Raw genomic sequence first — 21,482 nt, forward strand, 5'->3', positions numbered from 1 at the left:
TACCATCACGCGGGACGCAGGGACAACATATACTGACCGGACGGGCAGGGCCACCGTTTGGCCGGAAGATCTCATTGTCCGAAACGCTGCGGCGAGTCCGTGCTTCCGATCTGAATCGGACGAGCGGTGCCGGAGAGTGGACGAATGCCGAGCTCATCAATCACCTGATCGGCGAGGGAGTCCGCTATACGCTGCTGCTGGGGCAGGCGAGCACTGCGAAGGTCGAAGCCACCAGGGGAGTCGATCACCTCGGCAACGACAGGCTCGAATCATTCTGGGCTCACGAGACAGCATTCAGAACGCTCGCTGAGGAGTGCGATCTGCAGGTGCCGGTCGCACATCGGATCGGGAACATTCCCGGCGCGCAGCTGGTGCAGATGCGCATCCTCGAGCTAGCCCAACATGCCGCAGATCTCTCACGCGGCACCGGTCACGATTGGCCGGTCGACGAGAGCCTCGCCGCGTTCATCGTCGAGGAACTCGGCGATCTCATCATCGCCCTCGGCGCCGAGGGCGGATACAGGCCGCCGCGCCCGCTCGACAAGGGCGCCTCGGCCGCTCAGCGAGTGCTGCTGTCGGGTCGGTGACCGGTTCAAACCCGTCACCGGATGGAGGCGGAATGGCTCAGCGCTTCTTCGGTGAGATGTACATGGTGATGCGTGCCGTGACGAATGCGGTGCCCTCAGCGTCGATGACGTCGACGGGGACGACCATGTCGAACTTCTCGTCGCCGAATTCAGGGATCGCCTCAAGGCGGGTGACGGCCGTAATCTCTCCCTTGCTGGCCTTGGCGTTGTACTCCACGGTCATTCCCGCAGGGATCCAGCGGTGTGTGGGCGGCACGGTCGCTTCGGTCATGACACCGGCGGCGACCTCGGCCATATTGCACGATGCGATCGCATGATAGGTGCCGATGTGGTTGTGCATTCCGCGACGGTTCGGTGCAGTGACGCGGCACAGGCCCGGGCGGAGCTCTCTGATCTGCGGTCGCACGGTGCGGAAATAGGGTGCCTTGAAGGAGATGGCCTGAGAGAACAGCCAGGAGCCCACGCGACCGCCCAGCGGCATCTCCTGCATCTTCTTCCAGAGCTTGAAGGTGGGTGCCGAGTCGGTGTTCTGCGCGGCTGCGGTGTCTGCGTTCATGGGTGCACCTCTGCTGTGAGCTGAGTTACTGTTCAGTACAGACTAGCATTCGCCCCATTCGGCCCGCGCTCTTCACAGTCGCCGGTGAGATAGATCGTGTGTTGGCGTGCAGCAGGGGAGTAGGCGAGCACCGGCATTGTGCCGCCATGTCCGGACTCATAGTGATACTCGACCTCACCGAACCCGATGTTGCGCGAAGCTCACACCACGGGTACTTCGCCGGAGATCTCTGCGCGGATCTCGCACAGGCGATCGGCCTCGGCGCGCCTGGGGCCGCCTGCATGGTCGAGCACCTCATCGACGGGTTCACCTGTCGTTCGCATCGCCGGCTGCCTCGTCGCCATTCTGTCTCCTTATGTCGGACTGACGGATCCCAACGCGAACCGTCGAATTCAACTGTATTCAGACACCCCGGGGAGTTGCTCCATATCTGTGCTTAACATAATGTATATTATCGGCGTTATACCCAGAGCCGGATCACCGACAGAAAATGCCCGTGAGCGACGCGTGGGTCACTCACGGGCATTTTCTGATCACGATCACAGCGCACGTGTCCGCGCCTGCAGATCGTTGATCATCAGATCATTGCGCGGGATCAGCTGCCGACGATGACATTTCCGCCGAGTCCGACCTTGCCGCTGTCGCTCGAACCGCCGTCGTCGCCGGACCCGTCGCCGTCATCGGCGGCACCGTTGGACTTCGTCAGTCCGGCCTTCTCGCCGCAGACCGGCCATGCGCCCGGACCCTGTTCCTCGAGCACCTTCTGAGCGATGTGGATCTGCCACTCCTTGCTGTGCTCGTCCGCAGTGCCCGAACCGCCGAAGGCATTCCAGGTCTGCTTGGAGAACTGCAGTCCGCCGTAGTATCCGTTTCCGGTGTTGATGTGCCAGTCACCGCCGGATTCGCATTCGGCGACCTTGTCCCAGACGCCCTTCTCAGATGCCTGTGCCGGCTGCGCTGCGCTCATTCCGGTCAGCCCGGCGGCTGCGACAGCGCCGGCGCCGACGAGCAGGGCGGCCTTGCGGAGGCTTGTGCTGTAGAGGTTCACTGTGTCTTCTCCAAAGTACGACTGCATTTCGGCTCTGTAACCCGGTCGTTACCAAGCCGTTATACACCGTAACGAATCAACTGCCGCATTTGAACCCGAGACCGTGAATTCAGCATCCGAATCGCCTCCGCGCTCTCTGAGCGAAGTGTGAAAAGCAGCGGCTCCCCCGGTCAGGCGGGTCAGGCATTCACATATGCGGCCAGATGTTCGGCGGTCAGCGAACCGTTCGTCTTCTCTCCTGCGACCAGGTCGGCTGGGCTGCCTTCGAACACGATGGAACCTCCGTCGTGTCCGGCACCGGGTCCGAGGTCGATGATGTGATCGGCATGAGCCATCACGGCCTGGTGGTGTTCGATGACGATGACGGTCCGACCTGAGTCGACAAGTCCGTCGAGCAGACGCAGCAGGTTCTCGACATCGGCCAGGTGCAGTCCGGTCGTCGGTTCATCGAGGATGATCACCTGCGCCGCCTCGGCGACCTTCGCCGACAAGTGCACCGCCAGTTTCAGTCTCTGACGCTCTCCCCCGGACAGCGTCGTCAGCGGCTGGCCGAGACTGACATAGCCGAGTCCCACCTCGGCGAGGATCTTCAGAATCTTCACGACCGCCGGAATGCGCGACTCCCCCGCACCGAAATGCGCGATAGCCGAATCCACCGGCAGGTCGAGGACCTCACGGATATTCAGTCCGCCCAAGGTGAATTCGAGCACCTCGGCTTGGAACCCCTTGCCCTCACACTCGTCGCACGGTGCCGACACACCGCCCATGAGCGCCATATCCGAATAGATGATCCCGGCGCCGTTGCACACCGGGCACGCGCCTTCGGAATTCGCGCTGAACAGGGCGGGTTTGACCCCGTTGGCCTTCGCGAACGCCTTCCGGATGGGCTCGAGCATCCCCGTATACGTGGCCGGGTTGCTGCGCCGGGACCCCTTGATCGGTGCCTGGTCGATCATCACGACTCCATCGCGTCCCCGCAGGGACCCTTCGATGAGGCTGCTCTTGCCCGAACCGGCGACTCCGGTGACGACGGTGAGCACGCCGAGGGGCACATCGACATCGACGTCGCGCAGATTGTGCGATCCGGCACCCCGGATCTCCAGTGCCCCCGCCGACTCCCGCACCGTGTCCTTGAGTGCGGCGGTGTATCCGAGGTGGCGACCGGTGAGAGTATCCGATTCCCGGAGACCGTCGACGGTGCCGGTGAAGGTGACCTCTCCCCCGGTGCTGCCCGCGCCGGGACCGAGGTCGACGATGTGGTCGGCGATGAGGATCGTCTCGGGCTTGTGTTCGACGACGAGGACCGTGTTGCCTTTGTCCCGCAGCGCCAGCAGCAGGTCGTTCATCGCTCGGATGTCGTGCGGATGCAGGCCGATCGTCGGTTCGTCGAAGACATAGGTGACGTCCGTAAGCGACGAGCCCAGGTGGCGGACCAGTTTGATCCGCTGCGCCTCTCCCCCGGACAGCGATCCCGCCGATCGGTCCAGGGACAGATATCCGAGGCCGATGTCGTTGAAGGCGCGCACGTCCGCACGCAGTGACTTCAGCAGCGCCGAGGCGGCCCCCGGCGTGATCTGATCGAGCCATTTCGTGATGTCCGAGATCTGCAGGGCACACACATCGGCGATGGACCGACCGGCGATCAGGGAGGACCGCGCGGCCGCATTGAGACGAGTGCCCTCGCAGTCGGGACAGGTGGTGAAGACGACGGCCCGGTTCACGAATTCCCGGATGTGCTTCTGCATCGAGTCACGATCCTTGGACAGGAACGACCGTTGGATCCGCGGGATCAGCCCGTCGAAGGTGATGTTCGTGCCGTTGATCCTGACCTTCTCGCCTTCGGCGTAGAGAAGGTAGTGTCGCTCCTTCTCATCGAAGTCGGCGATGGGTTTGTCCGGGTCGAAGTAGCCGGATTCGGAGAACATGCGCACGGACCAACCGCCGGGTTTGTACCCGGGGACCGTGATGGCTCCGTCGTTCAAGGATTTCGACTCATCGACCACCTCGGCGATGGAGATGTCCGTCGCGGTGCCCATTCCCTCGCATTGCGGGCACATTCCGCCGTTGACGGAGAAGGACCTGCGTTCGACCTGCTTGCCCTCGCCCTTGTCGATACTCACCGCGCCTTTCCCGCTCAGCGTGGCCACGTTGAAGGAGTAGGCGTTGGTCGACCCGAGGTTCGGTTCTGCCAGACGAGCGAAGAGGGTGCGCAGCTTCGCATTGATGTCCGAGACCGTACCCACGGTGGATCGCGGGTTCGCTCCGATCCGCTCCTGATCGACGAGGATGGCCGTCGTCAGTCCTTCGAGGACATCGACTTCGGGTCGGGCCATCGCAGGCATGAAGCCTTGGACGAACGCGGAATAGGTCTCATTGATCATCCGCTGGGACTCGGCGGCGATGGTGTGGAAGACCAGCGAACTCTTGCCGGAACCGGAAACGCCGGTGAAGACCGTCAGGCGACGTTTGGGGATCTCGACGCTTAAGTTCTTGAGATTGTTCTCCCGGGCTCCGCTGACGCGGATGAGGTCATGGCTGTCTGCGGTGTGCACAGGTCTCAGCCTCTCTGCTGGATGCGGATCATGTTTCCGGCGGGATCCCGCAGGGCACAGTCGCGCAGACCATAGGGCTGGTCCATCGGCTCCTGCACGATATCGGCGCCCTTGGCCTCCACCTCGGCGAAGGCCTCATCGACGTTCGGGCTCGCCAGCACGATCGCGGCATAGCTGCCCTTGGCGATGAGACCTTCGATGGTCTCCCGTTCGGTGTCGCTGATCGTCGGGTCGGTCACGGGCGGGGTGAGCACGATCGATGTGTCGGGTTGGCCGACCGGTCCCACCGTCAGCCAGCGCATGCGTCCGGCACCGACGTCGAGGCGCAGCTCGAAGCCGAGGATGTCACGGTAGAAGGTCAGGGATTCGTCCGCATCGATGTGCGGCAGGAAGCTGGCGTTGATCGAGATGTCCATGTCAGCAATCGTAGACTGCTCAGTCAGGTGGGACTTCTCGATTCCTGACCGGTCGCAGGGCATTCTTCACCACGATCGTCGGCAGCCGGTGCTCGCCTGCGGCGACACCGTCGCGGTAGCGCGTCGGTGAGAGTCCGACGAGTTCACTGAAGCGGGTGCTGAAGGTGCCCAGGGAGGAAAAGCCGACGGTGAAGCAGATCTCGGTGATCGTGAGATCACCGCGACGGATGAGGGCCATGGCGCGTTCGATCCTGCGCGTCATGAGATACGAATACGGCGATTCGCCGAAGGCCGCTCTGAACTGACGGCTGAGGTGCCCGGCGGACATGTGCACGCCTGTGGCCAGGGCCTCCACGCTCAAGGGCTGGTCGAACTCGCGGTCGATGCGGTCCCGGACTCGGCGCAGAGCCACTAGTTGCTCATTCACCCCTCGTCGACTCCCTGTTTCAGGGTGTGTCCACGGAAGAAGTCGGGATGGCAGAGAGATTGGATGATCATGATGACCACGCCCAGGGCCAGCACTCCGATGCCGAGGACGAAGACGAGTCCGATGCCGAAGACCGAAGATCCCGATCCGTAGTCGGGATCGAGGGAATCGATCGCGGTGGTGACGAAGATGACCAGCAGGGTCACTCCGCCGATGAGCGGGAACAGGAACCGGAAGAAGAACGTGCGGGTCGAGGCGAACAGGCTGCGGCGGAAGTACCAGATGCAGGCCAGACCCGTGATGCCGTAGTAGAAGCAGACCATGAGTCCCAGAGCGGTGATCGTGTCCCACAGGGCGTTCTCTGACAGCAGACGCATGACGACGTAGAAGATGATCGCCGCTCCCGCCGAGGTGACGGTGGCCACGGACGGCGATTTGTACCGCGGGGAGACACGGCCGTACTTCTCCGGCAGCGCTCCGTAGTGGCCCATCGCCAGGATCGTCCGGGAGGGCGAGACCATCGTCGCCTGCAGCGACGACAGAGACGAGGAGAGCACCGCAATGGATATGAGAACCGCGAAGGGGCCCATGACCGGGCCGGCGAGTGAGGCGAAGATCGATTCCTGGTTGTCCGGATTGCCCGCCCCGAGCCCCTCGGTGCCGATGCCCGCGAACGAGATGACGGCGATCGTGCAGGCGATGTAGATGATGACGATCGCGATGATCGTGAGCATGGCGGCTCGGCCCGGGGTCTTCTCCGGATCCTTCGCCTCTTCGTTCATCGTGATCACCGTGTCCCAGCCCCAGAACAGGAAGATCGACAGTGACACCGCTGCCGCGACGGTGGAGAAGTCGCCGGCCGACAGCGGATTGAACCAGTCGAATGAGACCGGGGTCGGGTCGAAGGCGGTGCCGTTCGCCACCTGCACGATCGCGGCGATGACGAACCATCCCAGCGCCAGCACTTGGAAAGCGACCAGCCACACCTGCAGCTTCTCCGTGGCTTCGACTCCCCGATACGACACCCAGGCTGCGGCGGCGGTGAGAATGATCGTGACGGGGATGTTGATCCACAGAACCCGTGTGAGTTCGGCGATGGACGGATCGGAGAACACCTGCGACAGGAGGAGGAAGAGGAAGTCGACGGCCACGGCCGCGAGATTGGACAGCACGAGGACGGTGGCAGCGACGAGTCCCCAGCCGCCCATCCATCCGAGCCAGGGCCCGAATGCTCTGGTCGCCCAGGTGAAGGTGGTTCCCGAGTCCGGCATCGCCGTGTTCAGTTCCCGGTAGCCGAATACGACCAGGAGCATCGGCACGAAGCCGATGAGCAGCACAGCCGGGGTGTGCACCCCGACCTCGGAGATCGTCGGGCCCAATCCTGAAGTCAGCGTATAGGCCGGGGCGATGCAGGAGATGCCGATGACGGCTCCCCCGATGGCTCCGATCTTGCCGGCGGAGAGCCCCTTGGCGCTCAGTCCGCTCGTGTTCGTCGACGGTGACGGCTGTGTGCTGCTCATGGTCAGGAGATCTCGCCGAGGATCCTCTCGGCGGTGGCGGTGCCGATGCGCACGGCTCCGTCGACGTGCTGGTAGCCTTCGGCGGCGATATCGGAGCTGGCGAAGTGGATCGGTCCGACCGGGTCGTTCTGGAACGGCCCCCACCGGTGCAGACCGCCGAGGTCGTAGCTGGTCGCATAGGCACCGCGGGTCCATTCCTCCGCACCGAAGTCGGAGAGGTAGAACACGCGCGGGTCGAGAGCCTTCGGGCCGAGGAATTCGGCCAGCGCCTCGAGGATCGTCGCCCGGCGGGTCTCCTCGTCCAGGGCCCACATGGCGTCGGCGTTGACATCGGAGATGAACCCGACGAGGGTGCCCTGCTCTTCGCCGTGGTTCGTGTTGTCGTAGACCTCCTGCACGAGACGGGAGGCACCGAACCCGGTTCCGCACAGTCCGTCCTCGCGCCAGAACGGAGTGTCGTAGGTGGCATGGACCTTGATGACGAGCCCCATGGACTGGTGTTGGTGGAAGATCTGCTGGAGCCGCGGCAGAGGTGGGTCGTAGCTGATGCGCGAGTAGAGGTTCGGCGGAACGGCGACGATCGCCTGGTCTGCGCTGACGCTCAGATCGTCGGTCGAGACGTGGACTCCGGTCTCCGACCATTCGATCCGGCGGACCGGCTGCTGCAAGCGCACGATGTCCCCGCCGAGTTGCTCGGCCATCTGCACGGAGACCGACTGCATTCCGCCGACGACGCGACGATCGAGGATGAAATGATCGTCGACGAGGTTCGAGAATGATCCCGCCGAGGCGGCCATGAGGATGGCCTGGAGCGTTGAGAAGGTGGTGGCGGGCTTGGTCAGCATGCCGCCGGCGACGAACAGTCCGATGTTCTCGCAGGCGAGTTCGTCCTCGGACTGCTCTCGCAGCCAGTGGTGGAAGGAGATCGAGTCGAGTTCGGCAGCGTCCTCGGCATCCCAGGGGGTCTTCGGTCCGATTCGGGCGGCGAGCTCGTCGAGGAGGCCGATGAGACGTTCCATCTCGGCCTGGGTCGACTCCCCCACGGGGAACATCTCGCCCGAGTAGACGGTGCGGGTTCCGTCGGGTGCGATGTAGACGCTGTCGCCGTCGCGGTAGCGGGGGTAGGTCTCTTTGCCGAGTTCGTCGAGGAGAGCCAGCAGCGCGGTCTGATCTGGAGAGATCCACTGTCCGCCGAGTTCGAACATCTGCCCGTCGATGTGTTCGGTCCAGGTACGTCCGCCCACACGATCACGAGCTTCGAGGACGATGACGCTGCGTCCGGACTTCCGCAGCCGACGGGCCGCGCTCAGGCCCGATGGGCCTGCTCCGATGATGACGACGTCACGAGCTACTTCGGACACGTGGAACTCCTCGACAGACTGTGTGATGGTGGCTTCAGGTTAGCTACCCCACAGTCGAAAACCAAGGTCGAAGAGACGAATACGAATTTCGCAGCGACAGAGCAATCCGTAGCCCTAGGCTCGAATCAGCGACTGATTACCTTTGCCTATAGGGTCAAAAAGTTCGAAACTCGCATTTGCGTCGCTGAACCTGCGGATTCCGCAATCAGCGGCTGCCGCAGACGGCGTCACTGCACTTCGTACTTGCCGTTGATCTGTCCGGCGCCGACGCCGCCGACTGCCTCCATGGCGGCCTTCGACAGGTCGAAGCAGCGGCTGCCGTGGTAGGGACCGCGATCGTTGACGCGAACGGTCACGGACTTGCCATTGGCGGTGTTCGTGATCTTCACCTTGGAGCCGAACGGCAGAGTCTTGTGGGCGGCGGTGAGCTTATTGGCATCGAAGATCTCGCCGTTGGCAGTCTGCCTGCCGTCGAATCCGTCACCGCCGCCGTAGTAGGACATCGGGCAGCTGCCCGATACGCCGGTCGACTTCCCGGAATTCGACGGTCCGTCGTTCTCGTCCGCGGCTCCGCCGGACGATCCCTCGTCGCCAGAGGATTCTCCGCCGCCGGACGTCTCTCCGCCACCGGGCGATCCTTCGTCCTTCGTCTCGGCAGTCTTCGACGGCTTGGGGCTCGGCGTCTCGATATGAGTGTCGATCGTGACCTCTGCCGGCTTCTCCTTGGCCTGTTTCTTCGCTTTGGCCAGGAATTCGTCGGTGGCCTGCGTCGGCTCGGAGACGGCGACGGCCGGCGCTTCGGCCACGACCTGGCCGCTCGTGGAAGAGTCGTTGGGAACCATTGCGAGGCTCGAGGCGACGACGGCTGCCGTTGCGGCGGTCGGCACGATGAACGCGGAGAGCACCGGGCGGGTGCGGACCGCTGCCAGCACTCCCCCGGCGGTGTTCTGCCGGTCGGCGGGTGCGTGGCGTCCGGTCTTCTTCTTCGCTGACAGCGCAGAGAAGATCGAGCCGGTCTTCTTGGTGTTCGGAGCTGAGTGTCTGCCCACAGTCGTGTTCCTCGTCATCGTCACAGAGTGTCTCGGCAACTCGGAGATGCAGGGGGAAGACCTCTCGCAGCCGTGTGCTTGAGGATTGGCTCCAAGTTATCTGATCGTTATCTCCACAGATTCTAGTTAAGGAACTGTTACAAAAGCAATGTGGCACACCGTTTCGGTGTGCCACATTGCTGAGACTCTGTTCACGGGCAGCGTCGGCCCACTGCCGATTCGCTGATCCGTCGAGCCGGTTCGCGGACGGAACCGATCAGGGACGACGAGGTTTGCGCGTCACCAGTTTCCGGACACCGTCGGCTCCGGTCGTCACGGTCTCCTGTGCTCGGTCGAAGGCCCGTTCGACCTTGCCGCTGCGCACAGCGTCATCGATGGCGTGCGAAATGCTTCCCAATGCGCGGTTGACGCCGTTCTCGCCGACTTCGATGAGGCGAGAGGTCGATGTCGCTTCACGCACATTCCTCACACCGGTGCTCGCTGCACTGTACGCGCGTCCGGCGACCCGGCGTGCGCGTTCGGTCGGAGTCTTCGCGGTTGCGTCGATGACATCGTCGGGTTCGAGGGGTTCGCGGTGTGAGCTCATGACTCCATCCTTGAACAGCGCCTCGGTGAAATCAACACCCTGACTAGGATTGGAGCATGAATTCCCAGCGGGAGGTCATCGCAGACCCAGAGATCATCGCGCACCGAGGCGGACTGTGGCCCGGGATGAGCGAAAACACCCTCGAGGCATTCGCCGCGGCCGCCGCTGCCGGGGTGCGGTGGATGGAGACCGACGTCCACGCCTCCGCGGACGGCATCCTCTTCGCCGCTCATGACGCCGACCTCAACCGCATCGCCGGGATGTCCAGTTCCATCCGCGAACTCCCTGCTGACGAACTCGACGAAGTCGACCTTCTCGCAGGCGGCCGACTCCCTCGTCTCGAGGCTCTGTTGGCCGCGCTGCCCGAGGTGCAGTGGAATATCGATGTCAAGGCCGCTCACAGCATCGGTCCGATGATCCGGTTGGTGCATAATCTCCATGCCGCTGACAGGATCCGCCTCGCGTCCTTCGACTCAGGAACCCTGCGACGGCTGCGCACCGCCCTGCCTGGGGTGCGCACGTCGACAGGCACGACAGAGACAGCGCTGTTCGCCCTCGGTCGACTGCCGGGTCTCCCCGATCACGGGGCCGCTGCCCTGCCTCCGGGAGTCGACGCGCTGCAAGTGCCGGCGTCGTTCAAGAAGATTCCCGTGGTCACTGCCGATTTCGTCGCCCGAGCTCACCGGACGGGCCTGCTCGTTCATGTCTGGACGATCAATGATGCGCCGACGATGCAGTCGCTGCTCGACCTCGGAGTCGACGGAATCGTCACCGATGATGTCGAACTCGGCCTCGAGGTTCTGGCGCATCACCGGGGTTGACTGCCCGTTCCTCCCCGTCGATTGGCGCGTGCCGCCCCGGGGCTGTCGGCGAGGAATATCCGGGCACGGTAGACTGTTGCATTGCGTCCAAGGTGTGCAGTCGAGTCGGAAGGTCTTAGATATGAGCGAACGCAGTCTCCGCGGAACACAGTTGGGCTCGCGCAGCCTCGAAACCGAAGAGGGCGTCGAGCCGGCACCCCGCCAGATGGTCGAATTCGAATGCGAAGACGGGACCCGTTTCAAGGTGCCGTTCTCGATCGAAGCCGAAGTCCCTTCGACCTGGGATTCCGGAATGCACGGCATCGGCGTCCGCGTCGGAGTCAACGAGCCCGACGGCGATCCCGTCAAGCATGTGCGTTCCCACTGGGACATGCTTCTGGAACGCCGGTCCTTCGACGAACTCCAGGTGCTCCTCGACGAACGCCTCGCGATCCGTCGCGGTGAGGTGCCGGCCCAGAGCTGAACCAGCCGCAACAGGGACCCACGAGGGGTGCAGGTCAACGGACCCGCACCCCTTATTGCTACCTGACGGCGGCCTAGCAACCTCGCGCGAGGTTGCTAGGCCGCCGTCAGGTAGCAATTGAGGGGGTTAGGGGGTGCGGGTGAGGAGACGACGCAGCTGATTGCGACGGCGAGTCAGGCCCCAACCGGCGACCTTCGTGAACGCTTCGGTGATGATCGAGCCGCTCATCTTCGATTCGCCGAGCTCGCGTTCGACGAAGACGATGGGCACCTCGGCGACCCGGAACCCGGCCTCGACGGTGCGGTAGGTCATGTCGATCTGGAAGCAGTATCCCTGCGACTGGACGTCGGAGAGATCGAGCGCCTCGAGCACGGGACGTCTGTAGGCACGGAATCCTGCCGTTGCGTCCTTGACTCCCAATCCCATGACCGTGTTGACATAGACGTTCGCGCCGCGGGAGAGGAAGAACCGGGATCTGGGCCAGTCGACGATCTCTCCGCCCGGAACCCACCGGGATCCGATGATGAGGTCTCCTCGCCCCTCCGCGGCAGCGTCGAGCAGCTGCCCCAGGTCGAGGGAACGGTGCGAGCCGTCGGCGTCGAACTCGCAGATGATCTCGTAGTCGCGTTCCAGCGCCCATTGGAATCCGGCGATATAGGCCATGCCGAGTCCGGACTTCTCGGTGCGGTGGAGGACGTTGATCCGGGGATCTGCCGCAGCCTGCTCATCGGCCCACTCCCCCGTTCCGTCCGGGGAGCTGTCATCGACGATGAGAACGTCGATATCAGGCTGCTGTTCGAACAGTCCGGCCAGAGTCACGGGGAGGGCGAGACGTTCGTTGAAGGTGGGGATGACGACAAGAATCTTGGAAAGCACGCACTCCACGATACGCGGTCGTCGCCTCAGACAATGAGTCGACACCCCCGCCTTCGGACCACGCTGCCGTGGCAGCGAGTTATCTATTGACGGGAGTGCCGACTCCATCCCGCATCAAGCGGAATGCTCACCTCGAATCTAGTGGCCCATCGAGACTTCGCAAAATCGCCGTGACCTGGGCTGATACCTGAAACCGCAGGTCACAGGCCCAACCGGAAGAACGAAAATTTCGAGTTATCGGCGTGTCGGCTGGACACGCCTGACCCGGCTGAGGCGTCAGCGGGCCCTCCCGCGTCTGCAGGTCCGGATCAGAGTTCCACCCGGGTGGGCAGAGCCACGTCCGGAGACAGCTCGGGCAGTCCCGGAGTCCCGGACCGCGGATCGGTGCTCCAGGCGGCGACGCGCGGGTCGGCGACCTGGACGACGAGACGGTCGACCTTCCACCGCACGATATCGGCATCGGCTCCGGGCGCGAGCACTCCCCCTTCCGGGTGTCCGGCCGCGCGATGAGCGAAGCGGGTCGCCGCGTTGAACGCAGCGCGGGCACCGATGCCCCCGTCGCCGACGACGGCGCTGCGCACTCCTGCCCAGGGTGAGGTCTCGGAATGGCTGAAGGACACCTGTGCCCCGGCCGAGAGCAGCTGAGCCAGGGGCTGCGGCTGCGCGGGGTCGAGCGTGATGGCGATTCCGCTGCGGCCGAGGGACTGCACCTGCTCGTCCGAAACGGCGAAGTCCAGCCGCAGACGGTAACCGTGACGCTGGGCATGAGCGGCATCGGCACGCAGGACCTCGAGCACGGCGGTGAGCTGGTCGTTCGAATCGACGAGGATGAACAGGCTCAGCGCCGGAAGATCCTCGAGCGTGAGGAGATCGGCCGCGGAGATCGAAGCACGTCCGGCTTCGACGGAGCCGGAGCCCAGCTGCGGGTAGTCGACGATCGACAGACCGTCCGGGGCGTCGGCAGCGAACTGCGCAATCTGCTCGGCGCTGCCGATCGCGTGCACATGGGTGAACCCCTGCGCGTACAGGTCGGCCGCCGTCGGGACTGATTCGTCGACGATCAGACCGGCGTGGACGAACCCGGGTGTGAGGAAGTCCTCACCGAGGTCGATCGCCTCCGGGTCCAGGGCCTTGGCCGCTTCATCGGAACCGATGAACGAGACCTTTCCGTCCGCATGCCCCAGTGCCGTCGCAAAAGGGTCGACACTGCTGTAAACATCTCCACCAAAGTACATAGTCACAGCCGACAGGCTACACCGTCGGCCGTGGCGGCTACACCTGTGTCAGGAGGGTCGGGTATCGTCACCTGATGTGAAGCCCTTGGTTCTGCTCGACACGCCAGCTCTGTACTATCGCGCCTTCTATTCGGTGCCGGATTCGATCGTCAATGCCGACGGTCATCCGGTCAACGCCGTGCGCGGGGTGCTCGACACCGTTGCCCAGATGGTGCGCCGCTTCGGCACCGATCGTGTCATTGCGACGATGGACGCCGATTGGCGTCCGGCCTTCCGCACCGCGATCATGCCCGAATACAAGGCCGCACGCGTCAAAGATGAGGAGGCCGGCACGGAGATCCCTCCCGAGCTGGCAGTGCAGCTGCCGATCATGAATCGCGTCCTCACCGCTGCCGGAATCCCCATCGCCGAGGTGGCCGGAACCGAAGCCGATGACGTCATCGCCACGATGGCCGCCCAATCGACGACCCCCGTGATCATCGTCTCCCCCGATCGGGACCTGCTGGCGCTGCTCGACTCGTCCGCCGACGTCAGTGTTCTGCGGCCCCGCAAGGGCGGCGAGTGGGAGGCCCTGACCCAGGCGGATCTGCCGAACGCCTACGGAGTGCCCGACGGCACCCGCTACCGTGAGCTGGCAGCTCTGCGCGGCGACCCGTCCGACGGGCTGCCCGGAGCCCCCGGGATCGGGGAGAAGACTGCGGCGACCCTGCTGGAGAACTTCGGTTCCCTCGAATCGATCATCAAGGCCGCCAAAGCCGGCGTGAAGACCGGTGGCCTCAGCCCGAAGCGGGCCGCAACGATCATCGAGGTCGAAGAGACCCTGCACAAGACGCTCGAGGTGATGCGCTGTCTGACCGACGTCGACCACGGCATCGACCTCGACAGCGTCCCGAACGGCCTTGACCGCGCCGCGGTCGAGGACGCCGCTGACGGGCAGAACATCCGCCGTTCCGTCGACAACCTCACCAGTGCGCTCGAATCCGTGTCGGGAGCCGACGCTGCCGCAGCCTCGCACGAGGCCGCCTCCCAGGCGGCCGCACAGTCCGACGCGGTCGCGCAGCCCAAGTCGACCGAGTCCGCCGAATCGGCGCCACGGTCGGCCGGGACCGCGTCGTGGGTGCAGTCACGGCTCGTCGGCTTCGACCTCGAGACCACCGGAGTCGAACCGGCCACCGCACGCATCGTCACCGCCGCCTTCGTCGACTCGCCTGCTCAGGTGCGCACATGGCTGGCGGATCCGGGCATCGAGATCCCGGAGTCGGCGCGTGCCGTCCACGGCATCACCACCGAATTCGCACGCGCCAACGGTTCGGCCGCCGCCCAGGTCGTCAGTGAACTGTGTGCAGAATTCGCCGCACTCCGAGAAGAAGGCGCCGTCGTCGTCGGGCACAACGTCGTCTACGACCTCAGTGTGATGGCAGCGGAAGTCGCCCGCCATCGACCGGACATCGATTTCGCCTCGATCATCCCGACGATCGTCGACACATTCGTCGTCGACAAACAGATCGACCCCTATCGCAGGGGAAAACGGACGCTCATCGAGACGGCGAAGACCTACCGCATCGAACTCCTCGACGCCCACGATGCCGCCGCCGACGCCCTGGCCGCTCTGGACATTTCCCGAGCATTGGCCGAAAAGTCCACGGAAATCTCCGCGCTGAGCAACGATGAGATCATGGCCGCACAGGCCGATTGGAAGCGCTCACAGGCGGCAGGACTGCAGGCCTGGCTGCGGAAGAAGGGCAACGCCGAGGCCGTCGTCGACGGTTCGTGGCCCATGTCCTGAACGCTAGACTCGACACCGACGCACCAACGACGAAGGACGACAATGGGATTCTTTTCTCGCCTGCTCAACCGACCCGGCTCTCATGCGGAGAAGACGACAGGTTGGTTCGAGCGCGCCGCCGACGATCTGGACGCGGCCGGGCGCGAATTCTCCGAACTCAGCGATTCCGAACTCACAGAGGCCGCCGGTGAGGTCTTCGCATCGGGCAGCCAGCAGCAGACACTCATCCGCTACTGTGCTCTGGCACGCGAAGCCGGTGAGCGGGTCCTCGACGAACGAGCCTACGACACTCAGCTGCGAGGGCTCGTCGGACTCCTGCAGGGCAGCATCGTGCAGATGGCCACCGGTGAGGGCAAGACCCTCGTCGGCGCGCTGGCGGCAGCCGGCTACGCACTGCAGGGACGACGCGTGCACGTCGTCAGCGTCAACGACTACCTCGCCGTTCGAGACCGCAATTGGATGAAACCGCTGTTCGACCTCCTCGGCGTGAAATCCGCTTCGATCTCGGGCGCACAGGCCGACGATGAACGACGTGGGGCCTACCGTGCCGAAGTCGTCTATGCGTCGGTGACCGAGGTCGGTTTCGATGTCCTCCGCGACCGGTTCCTCACCGAGGATGCCGATCAGCGGGTGCCCGAACGCGACGTCGTCATCGTCGACGAGGCCGATTCCGTGCTCATCGATGAGGCACGTGTGCCGCTGGTCCTCGCCGGTTCGGCCAGCGTCCAGGACACCGATACCGCGATCGCAGCGCTCGTGTCCCGACTCAGCCCGGACACCGACTTCGAAGTCAGTGCCGACCGACATGCCGTCTCACTCACCGATGCCGGAGTCGATAGGGTCGAGGACGAACTCGACGTCGAACTCTTCGGAGAGGATTCCGAGACGCTCGCCGCCGTCAATCTCGCTCTCCACGCCCGGGCGCTGGTCAAACGCGATGTCGATTACCTCGTCGTCGACGGACGCGTCAAACTCATCTCCTCCTCCCGAGGCCGCGTCGCCGAACTCCAGCGCTGGCCCGACGGGCTCCAGGCCGCAGTCGAAGCCAAGGAGAGCCTCGACGCCACCGACAGCGGGGAGATTCTCGACCAGATGACGGTCGAAGAGCTCATCCACGGCTATGAGACCGTGTGCGGTATGACCGGCACCGCCTTGGCCGTCGGTGACGATCTGCGCGAATTCTATGGGCTGGAGATCGTGCCCATCGACACACATCTGCCAGTGATCCGCAGCGACGAACCCGATCGCCTGTTCACTTATCAGGAGTCGAAGGAACGCGCGATCGTCGAAGAAGTCGTCGACAATCACGCCCGCAGACGTCCCGTACTCATCGGCACCTCATCGGTGGCAGAGAGCGAGTCCCTGGCCGAACGGCTCACCGAACGCGGAATCGACGTCGCCGTCCTCAACGCGAAGGACGATTCCCGGGAAGCCGAGATCATCGCGAAGGCCGGCGCGCCGGGCGCCGTGACGGTGTCGACGCAGATGGCCGGTCGCGGCACGGATATCCGACTGGCCGATGACGACGTCGCCGAGGCCGGCGGCCTCCTCGTCATCGGTGCCGGTCGCTATCCGTCATCCCGACTCGATGACCAGCTGCGCGGGCGCGCAGGTCGTCAGGGCGATCCCGGCACGTCCGTGTTCTTCACCAGCCTCGAAGACGAACTGGTCACCAGGGTTCCCGAGATCCAACGCTTCGTCTCCGAGGGAGATGAGACCGGGCTCATCGAATCCAAGCGCGCACTCGGCCTCGTCGAACACGCTCAGCGCATCGCCGAAGGCCAGAACACCGCTCTGCATCGTGACACCTGGCGCTTCAATGAGCTCATGGCCAAACAGCGTGAGCTCGTCCTCGAACGCCGAGCCGAGATCCGCAAGGCCGACGAACCCGTCGAGCAGCTGCGCAAGGAACTCGGCGACCGTGCCGATGAGATCGCGCAGGAGCACTCGGAGGAGCTGCTCGACTCGGTTCTCCGCGAGGTCATGCTCTTCCACCTCGACGCACGCTGGGTCGATCACCTCGCCTTCCTCAACGACCTGCGAGAGGGCATCCACCTGCGCACCTTCGCCAGGGAGAAGCCGCACGAAGCGTTCAACACCGAATCGATCCGCGTCTTCTCATCCTTCTGGTCCGATGTCATCGACGATTCGACGGCGACGATCAAGGAGGCGACGATCACCGAGGAGGGAATCGACCTCGAATCGCACGGGCTGAAGCGTCCGTCGTCGACGTGGACCTACCTGACGACGGAGAACGCCTTCGGCTCCGATATCGAGAACATCGTCAAGAAGGTCCGTCGCTGAGACGATGACGCTCAGGAGTCGGCGACGACTCCGCGCCGGATCGCTTCGACCGTACGACGCACGCGCACCGCGGTCTGCGGGTCGATGACCTCAGCGACCTGACCGAGGAGATCGAGACTCTGCTTGGCCCATCTGACGAAGTCTCCGGCGGCGATATCGCTGCCCCGCAGTGACTCCGACAGCGTTTTGCCTTCGGTCCACCGGTACATCGGTCTGATCAGCCCGCGATCCGGTTCGTCCGTCGTATTCAGTGCGTGCTGCTCTTCCAGGTGGAAGAGTCGACGCCAGATCGTCTCGGACTCATCGCAGACGGCCTTGAGATCGGCGCTCGGCGCCCGATGCGCGGTCAGGGTGTCTCTGCGCGATTGGAAGACGAAGATCGATGCGAACGCTGCGAGCTCCGGCTCATTGAGACTGTCCCACAGCCCGGCCCGGATCGTCAGCGCCACCAGAAGATCCCGTTCGCCGTAGATCCGACGCAACATCGTCGAATGCTCGGGGTCGAACCCGAGTCCCCGCAGCACGTCCTGGACCCGGTCGAAGACCAGAGCGATCGAGGTGGTGCGTCCTTCGATGCGGGCGATGAGCGATTCGTTCTCCCGGATGAGCTTGTCCGCGCGGTTGGCCCAACGGGCGTGGAGCTCCCGATCCGGGCAGTCGTGGCACGGGTGTGCCCGCATCTGCGCCTGGAGCTCGGCCACTGTGGTGCTCTCGCCATGATGCTGTCGGCTCGATTCCCAGTGGGCTTCGGAATCAACTCGGCCATCGTGAATGGCGGACTCGAGGATGGACAGCAGCTGCCTGCGGTCGCCTGCCTGCCGATGGTTGAATTTCTTCGGCACCCGGACTCGCCCCTGCGAGGCGACGGGTTCGGTCACCTCGTGCGGGCGCAGGTGCCACACCTTGCCCTGTTCGGTGAGGACGGTGGGAAGTCGGGAGATACCGTCTTTGTTGCTCATCGGAGCGATGATGACCGCGCGACCACCGACCCGCTTGGCCGGCATCGTCACCACATCGCCGATCTTGAGTGCGGTGAGGGACTCGACGATATCGCGCTGCCTGTTCCGCGATTTCGTCCTGGTCTCCTGCTTCTGCGTGTCCGAGATCGCCCGACGCAGCCCGGCGTATTCCGAGAAGTCACCCAGGTCGCAGTGCATCGATTTCTCATACGCCTCGATCGTGGCTTCGTTCTTGCGCACCTTCCGCGCCAGGCCGACCACGGCCTTATCGGCCTGGAACTGGGCGAACGAGGTCTCGAGCACCTTGGCCGCTTCCTCGGAGCTCATCCGCGACAGCAGATTCGCCGTCATGTTGTACGTCGGTCCGAACGCCGAGTTCAGCGCGTAGGAACGGTTCGACGCCAGGGCCGCCAGCTCGCTGACCTCGATGGTCGGGTGCCACACCACGACGGAATGGCCGATGCGGTCGATTCCGCGGCGACCGGCACGTCCGGTCAGCTGGGTGTACTCCCCCGGAGTGATCATCACATGCGCTTCGCCGTTGAATTTCACGAGCTTCTCGAGCACGACGGTGCGAGCGGGCATGTTGATGCCCAACGCCAGGGTCTCGGTGGCGAAGACGACCTTGATGATTCCCTGCGAGAACAGCTCTTCGACGAGCTGTTTGAACTGCGGGATCATCCCCGCATGGTGCGCGGCCACTCCGAGCAGCAGACCTTCCCGGAAGGTGTGATAGCCGAGGATGCCGAGATCCTCGTCGGCGAGATCATCGCGCAGCGACTCGAGAGCAGCGTTGACGATCGTCTTCTCTTCGCGGGAGTTGAGGTCGGTGCCCGTGCTCAGATACTGTTCGACGGCTTCATCGCAGCCGTTGCGGGAGAAGATGAACATGATCGCCGGCAGCATCGCCGCCTCGGCGAGTGATGCCACCACCTGGGTGCGGCTGGGGCGGCGGAAACGCGCCCGGGTGGCACGTGCCCGTTTCGACCGTGGGCCCCCGTGCGTGCGGGTGGCGTGGTTGAGAGCCGGGTCGATCCGGTCGGAATCGCTGTGCGTGAATAGGTCGTACATCCGGTGGCCGACCAGGACATGGTTGACCAGCGGCACCGGCCGGTGACTCGTCGAGACGATCGTCGTCGGTCCTCTGACCTCACGCAGCCAGGCTCCGAACTCTTCGACATTGGACACCGTCGCCGACAGCGACACCATCTGCACACGGTCGGGAAGATGGATGATGACCTCTTCCCACACCGGCCCACGGAACCGGTCGGCGAGGTAGTGAACTTCGTCGAGGACGACGAAGCCGAGATCCGACAGACCCGCCACGTCATTGTAGAGCATATTGCGCAGCACTTCGGTGGTCATGACGATGATCGGCGCATCGCGGCGGATCGACGTGTCACCGGTGAGCAGCCCGACATTGTCTGCCCCATGGACCTCGGCGAGGTCGTTGAACTTCTGATTGCTCAGCGCCTTGATCGGCGTGGTGTAGAAGACCCGTTTGCCCTCGCCCCGGGCCAGTTCCACGGCGAACTCCGCGATGAGCGTCTTGCCTGCGCCGGTCGGCGCCGTGACCAGCACGTCCTCCCCTTCCTGCAGGTGACTGCAGGCTTCGACCTGGAAGTCGTCGAGGGCGAACTCGGTGCGCTCCATGAACTGTCCCAAGGGGGTGCGGGCGAAATCCGCACGCGCCTTGAAGTCGGCATAGGCGGCGGAGGGACTCAGTGACTCCTCCGCAGGAGTCTCGGTCGAAAGCGGTGTGGGATCAGTCATTCTTCTCTTCGTCGGTCAGTTCGTCCTCGTCGACCCACAGACCCTGCGCGATGAGGCGCTTCTTACGTCGGCGATCATTGAGCACACAGATCACCCAGGCCAGGCAGAACAGGGTCATCATGGGGATGACGAGGAAGAACATGGACATTGCGTCCGGAGTCGGGGTGGCGATCGCGGCGAACAGGAACACGAGCAAGACGATGATCCGCCATGACTTCATGATCCTCTCCGCCGACAGGATTCCGAGCATGTTCAGTCCCACCATGAGCACCGGCAGGACGAAGGCGAGCCCGAAGACCACGATGATGATCATCACGAAGCTCAGGTAGTCCTGCGCCGGGATGATGTTCGTGCCGCCCTCGGGAGTGAACGAGGTCAGAGCCTTCACGGCATTGGGCAATGCGAAGAACGCCATCGTCGACCCTGCCAGGAACAGCGGAATCGCTGCCCCGAGGAAACCGAGGGAGTACAGCTTCTCCTTGCGCTTCAGCCCCGGGACGATGAAGGCCCAGACCTCGTAGAGCCAGATCGGGCAGGAAAGGAAGAGCCCGATGAAGAACGAGAGTTTGATCTTCAGATCGAAGGGTGAGGCGACTCCGGCGAAGTTGATCTCGGCCATCCGTCCGCCGTTGTCGCGGATCGTGCGGATCGGCTCTTGGAGGATGTCGAGGACGGGGTCGTAGAGGAACCAGCCTGCCACCGCACCCAGAGCGATGGCCATTGCGGAGATGATGACGCGGTTGCGCAACTCGACGAGGTGCCCGACGACGGGCATCTTCTTCTCAGGATTGTTCTTCCGTGATCGAGAGGGCTTGCGCTGACGGTTCTCTTTCACTTCTCGTGAGACTGCGGGTCCTGCTTCTCTCGCCGCGACTCCTCGGTGCCGGTGGTCTCACCGGCGGACGTGGAGGAATCGGTCGAGGAGTTCTGGTTGAGCGCTCCCGGCTCGGTGCTCTTGCCGGATTCGTCCTCGTCGCCGCGCAGATCCTTGACCTCGGACTTGAAGATCTTCATCGACTGTCCCAGGCTTCGGGCCAGCTGCGGCAGTTTGGGTGCGCCGAAGATGATCACGATGATGAGGATCACGATCGCGATCTGCACGAAACTTGGTCTCATGGGGAGCTCCTTGGATTGTTGATGCTGTGGAAGAGTCTACGCGCTGC

20 protein-coding genes are annotated in these 21,482 nt (G+C 64.0%); 5 read left to right on the forward strand and 15 right to left on the reverse strand.

Annotated features, from left to right (window positions below):
* Positions 1 to 74: 74 nt before the first annotated feature.
* A complete protein-coding gene (locus AD89_RS0109385) occupies positions 75 to 587 on the forward strand; it encodes a hypothetical protein (RefSeq protein ID WP_025778345.1) in 513 nt (170 codons plus the stop codon).
* Between the two features lie 37 nt (positions 588 to 624).
* On the opposite strand, the gene AD89_RS0109390 is transcribed toward AD89_RS0109385, so the two are convergent.
* From AD89_RS0109390 to AD89_RS0109435, 10 genes are all read right to left on the reverse strand, one after another.
* The gene (locus AD89_RS0109390) at positions 625 to 1,143 is read right to left on the reverse strand and encodes a hotdog fold domain-containing protein (protein WP_025778346.1); all 519 of its coding nucleotides are present in this window, start codon (positions 1,141 to 1,143) and stop codon (positions 625 to 627) included.
* Positions 1,144 to 1,343: 200 nt separating this feature from the next.
* Complete coding sequence (locus AD89_RS19915; RefSeq protein ID WP_155807403.1) at positions 1,344 to 1,487, reverse strand: hypothetical protein; 144 nt, start codon at positions 1,485 to 1,487, stop codon at positions 1,344 to 1,346.
* Positions 1,488 to 1,738: 251 nt separating this feature from the next.
* On the reverse strand, positions 1,739 to 2,191 hold the full coding sequence (locus AD89_RS0109400; protein WP_269320682.1) for a transglycosylase family protein: 453 nt from the start codon (positions 2,189 to 2,191) through the stop codon (positions 1,739 to 1,741).
* A 179-nt stretch (positions 2,192 to 2,370) separates the two neighbouring features.
* Positions 2,371 to 4,743 carry an ATP-binding cassette domain-containing protein gene (locus AD89_RS0109405; protein ID WP_025778348.1) on the reverse strand — a complete coding sequence of 791 codons (2,373 nt, stop codon included), beginning with the start codon at positions 4,741 to 4,743 and terminating at the stop codon, positions 2,371 to 2,373.
* 5 nt (positions 4,744 to 4,748) lie between these two features.
* Complete coding sequence (locus AD89_RS0109410; protein ID WP_025778349.1) at positions 4,749 to 5,159, reverse strand: VOC family protein; 411 nt, start codon at positions 5,157 to 5,159, stop codon at positions 4,749 to 4,751.
* 19 nt (positions 5,160 to 5,178) lie between these two features.
* Positions 5,179 to 5,586, reverse strand: coding sequence for a helix-turn-helix transcriptional regulator (locus AD89_RS18390; protein WP_035320339.1), 408 nt, complete (start codon positions 5,584 to 5,586; stop codon positions 5,179 to 5,181).
* Positions 5,583 to 7,106 carry an APC family permease gene (locus AD89_RS0109420; protein WP_025778350.1) on the reverse strand — a complete coding sequence of 508 codons (1,524 nt, stop codon included), beginning with the start codon at positions 7,104 to 7,106 and terminating at the stop codon, positions 5,583 to 5,585. Before AD89_RS0109420 ends, AD89_RS18390 begins: the two co-directional genes overlap by 4 nt.
* Before the next feature lie 2 nt (positions 7,107 to 7,108).
* Entirely contained in the window at positions 7,109 to 8,494 is a 1,386-nt protein-coding gene (locus tag AD89_RS0109425; RefSeq protein WP_331279720.1) for a flavin monoamine oxidase family protein, read from the reverse strand.
* Between the two features lie 200 nt (positions 8,495 to 8,694).
* Positions 8,695 to 9,516, reverse strand: coding sequence for a septal ring lytic transglycosylase RlpA family protein (locus AD89_RS20475; RefSeq protein ID WP_025778352.1), 822 nt, complete (start codon positions 9,514 to 9,516; stop codon positions 8,695 to 8,697).
* 256 nt (positions 9,517 to 9,772) lie between these two features.
* The gene (locus AD89_RS0109435) at positions 9,773 to 10,102 is read right to left on the reverse strand and encodes a hypothetical protein (RefSeq protein WP_025778353.1); all 330 of its coding nucleotides are present in this window, start codon (positions 10,100 to 10,102) and stop codon (positions 9,773 to 9,775) included.
* A 56-nt stretch (positions 10,103 to 10,158) separates the two neighbouring features.
* Here AD89_RS0109435 and AD89_RS0109440 point away from each other — a divergent pair, with 56 nt between their 5' ends.
* Together AD89_RS0109440 and AD89_RS0109445 are read left to right on the forward strand one after the other, a co-directional pair.
* Positions 10,159 to 10,923, forward strand: coding sequence for a glycerophosphodiester phosphodiesterase family protein (locus AD89_RS0109440; protein WP_025778354.1), 765 nt, complete (start codon positions 10,159 to 10,161; stop codon positions 10,921 to 10,923).
* Positions 10,924 to 11,044: 121 nt separating this feature from the next.
* On the forward strand, positions 11,045 to 11,386 hold the full coding sequence (locus AD89_RS0109445) for an RNA polymerase-binding protein RbpA (RefSeq protein WP_025778355.1): 342 nt from the start codon (positions 11,045 to 11,047) through the stop codon (positions 11,384 to 11,386).
* Between the two features lie 126 nt (positions 11,387 to 11,512).
* On the opposite strand, the gene AD89_RS0109450 is transcribed toward AD89_RS0109445, so the two are convergent.
* Both AD89_RS0109450 and AD89_RS0109455 read right to left on the reverse strand, forming a co-directional pair.
* On the reverse strand, positions 11,513 to 12,262 hold the full coding sequence (locus AD89_RS0109450; protein WP_231488547.1) for a polyprenol monophosphomannose synthase: 750 nt from the start codon (positions 12,260 to 12,262) through the stop codon (positions 11,513 to 11,515).
* A 308-nt stretch (positions 12,263 to 12,570) separates the two neighbouring features.
* Positions 12,571 to 13,497, reverse strand: coding sequence for a metal-dependent hydrolase (locus AD89_RS0109455; protein ID WP_025778357.1), 927 nt, complete (start codon positions 13,495 to 13,497; stop codon positions 12,571 to 12,573).
* A 76-nt stretch (positions 13,498 to 13,573) separates the two neighbouring features.
* Here AD89_RS0109455 and AD89_RS19310 point away from each other — a divergent pair, with 76 nt between their 5' ends.
* Both AD89_RS19310 and secA2 read left to right on the forward strand, forming a co-directional pair.
* Entirely contained in the window at positions 13,574 to 15,283 is a 1,710-nt protein-coding gene (locus AD89_RS19310) for a 5'-3' exonuclease H3TH domain-containing protein (RefSeq protein ID WP_231488556.1), read from the forward strand.
* A gap of 42 nt (positions 15,284 to 15,325) precedes the next feature.
* Entirely contained in the window at positions 15,326 to 17,587 is a 2,262-nt protein-coding gene (secA2, locus tag AD89_RS0109465) for an accessory Sec system translocase SecA2 (protein ID WP_025778359.1), read from the forward strand.
* A gap of 11 nt (positions 17,588 to 17,598) precedes the next feature.
* Here the strand turns inward: secA2 and AD89_RS0109470 are convergent, their stop codons facing one another.
* Genes AD89_RS0109470 through tatA form a run of 3 tightly spaced genes read right to left on the reverse strand, consistent with a single transcriptional unit; the run spans position 17,599 to position 21,435 of the window.
* On the reverse strand, positions 17,599 to 20,319 hold the full coding sequence (locus tag AD89_RS0109470; protein WP_025778360.1) for a DEAD/DEAH box helicase: 2,721 nt from the start codon (positions 20,317 to 20,319) through the stop codon (positions 17,599 to 17,601).
* Complete coding sequence (gene tatC, locus AD89_RS0109475; RefSeq protein WP_035320340.1) at positions 20,312 to 21,154, reverse strand: twin-arginine translocase subunit TatC; 843 nt, start codon at positions 21,152 to 21,154, stop codon at positions 20,312 to 20,314. Before tatC ends, AD89_RS0109470 begins: the two co-directional genes overlap by 8 nt.
* Positions 21,151 to 21,435, reverse strand: a complete 285-nt coding sequence (gene tatA / locus AD89_RS0109480; protein ID WP_025778362.1) for a twin-arginine translocase TatA/TatE family subunit — start codon at positions 21,433 to 21,435, stop codon at positions 21,151 to 21,153. The genes tatC and tatA overlap by 4 nt, the downstream gene beginning before the upstream one ends.
* Between the last annotated feature and the right edge of the window lie 47 nt (positions 21,436 to 21,482).

Source organism: Brevibacterium sp. VCM10 (assembly GCF_000583215.1).
GTDB lineage: Bacteria > Actinomycetota > Actinomycetes > Actinomycetales > Brevibacteriaceae > Brevibacterium > Brevibacterium linens.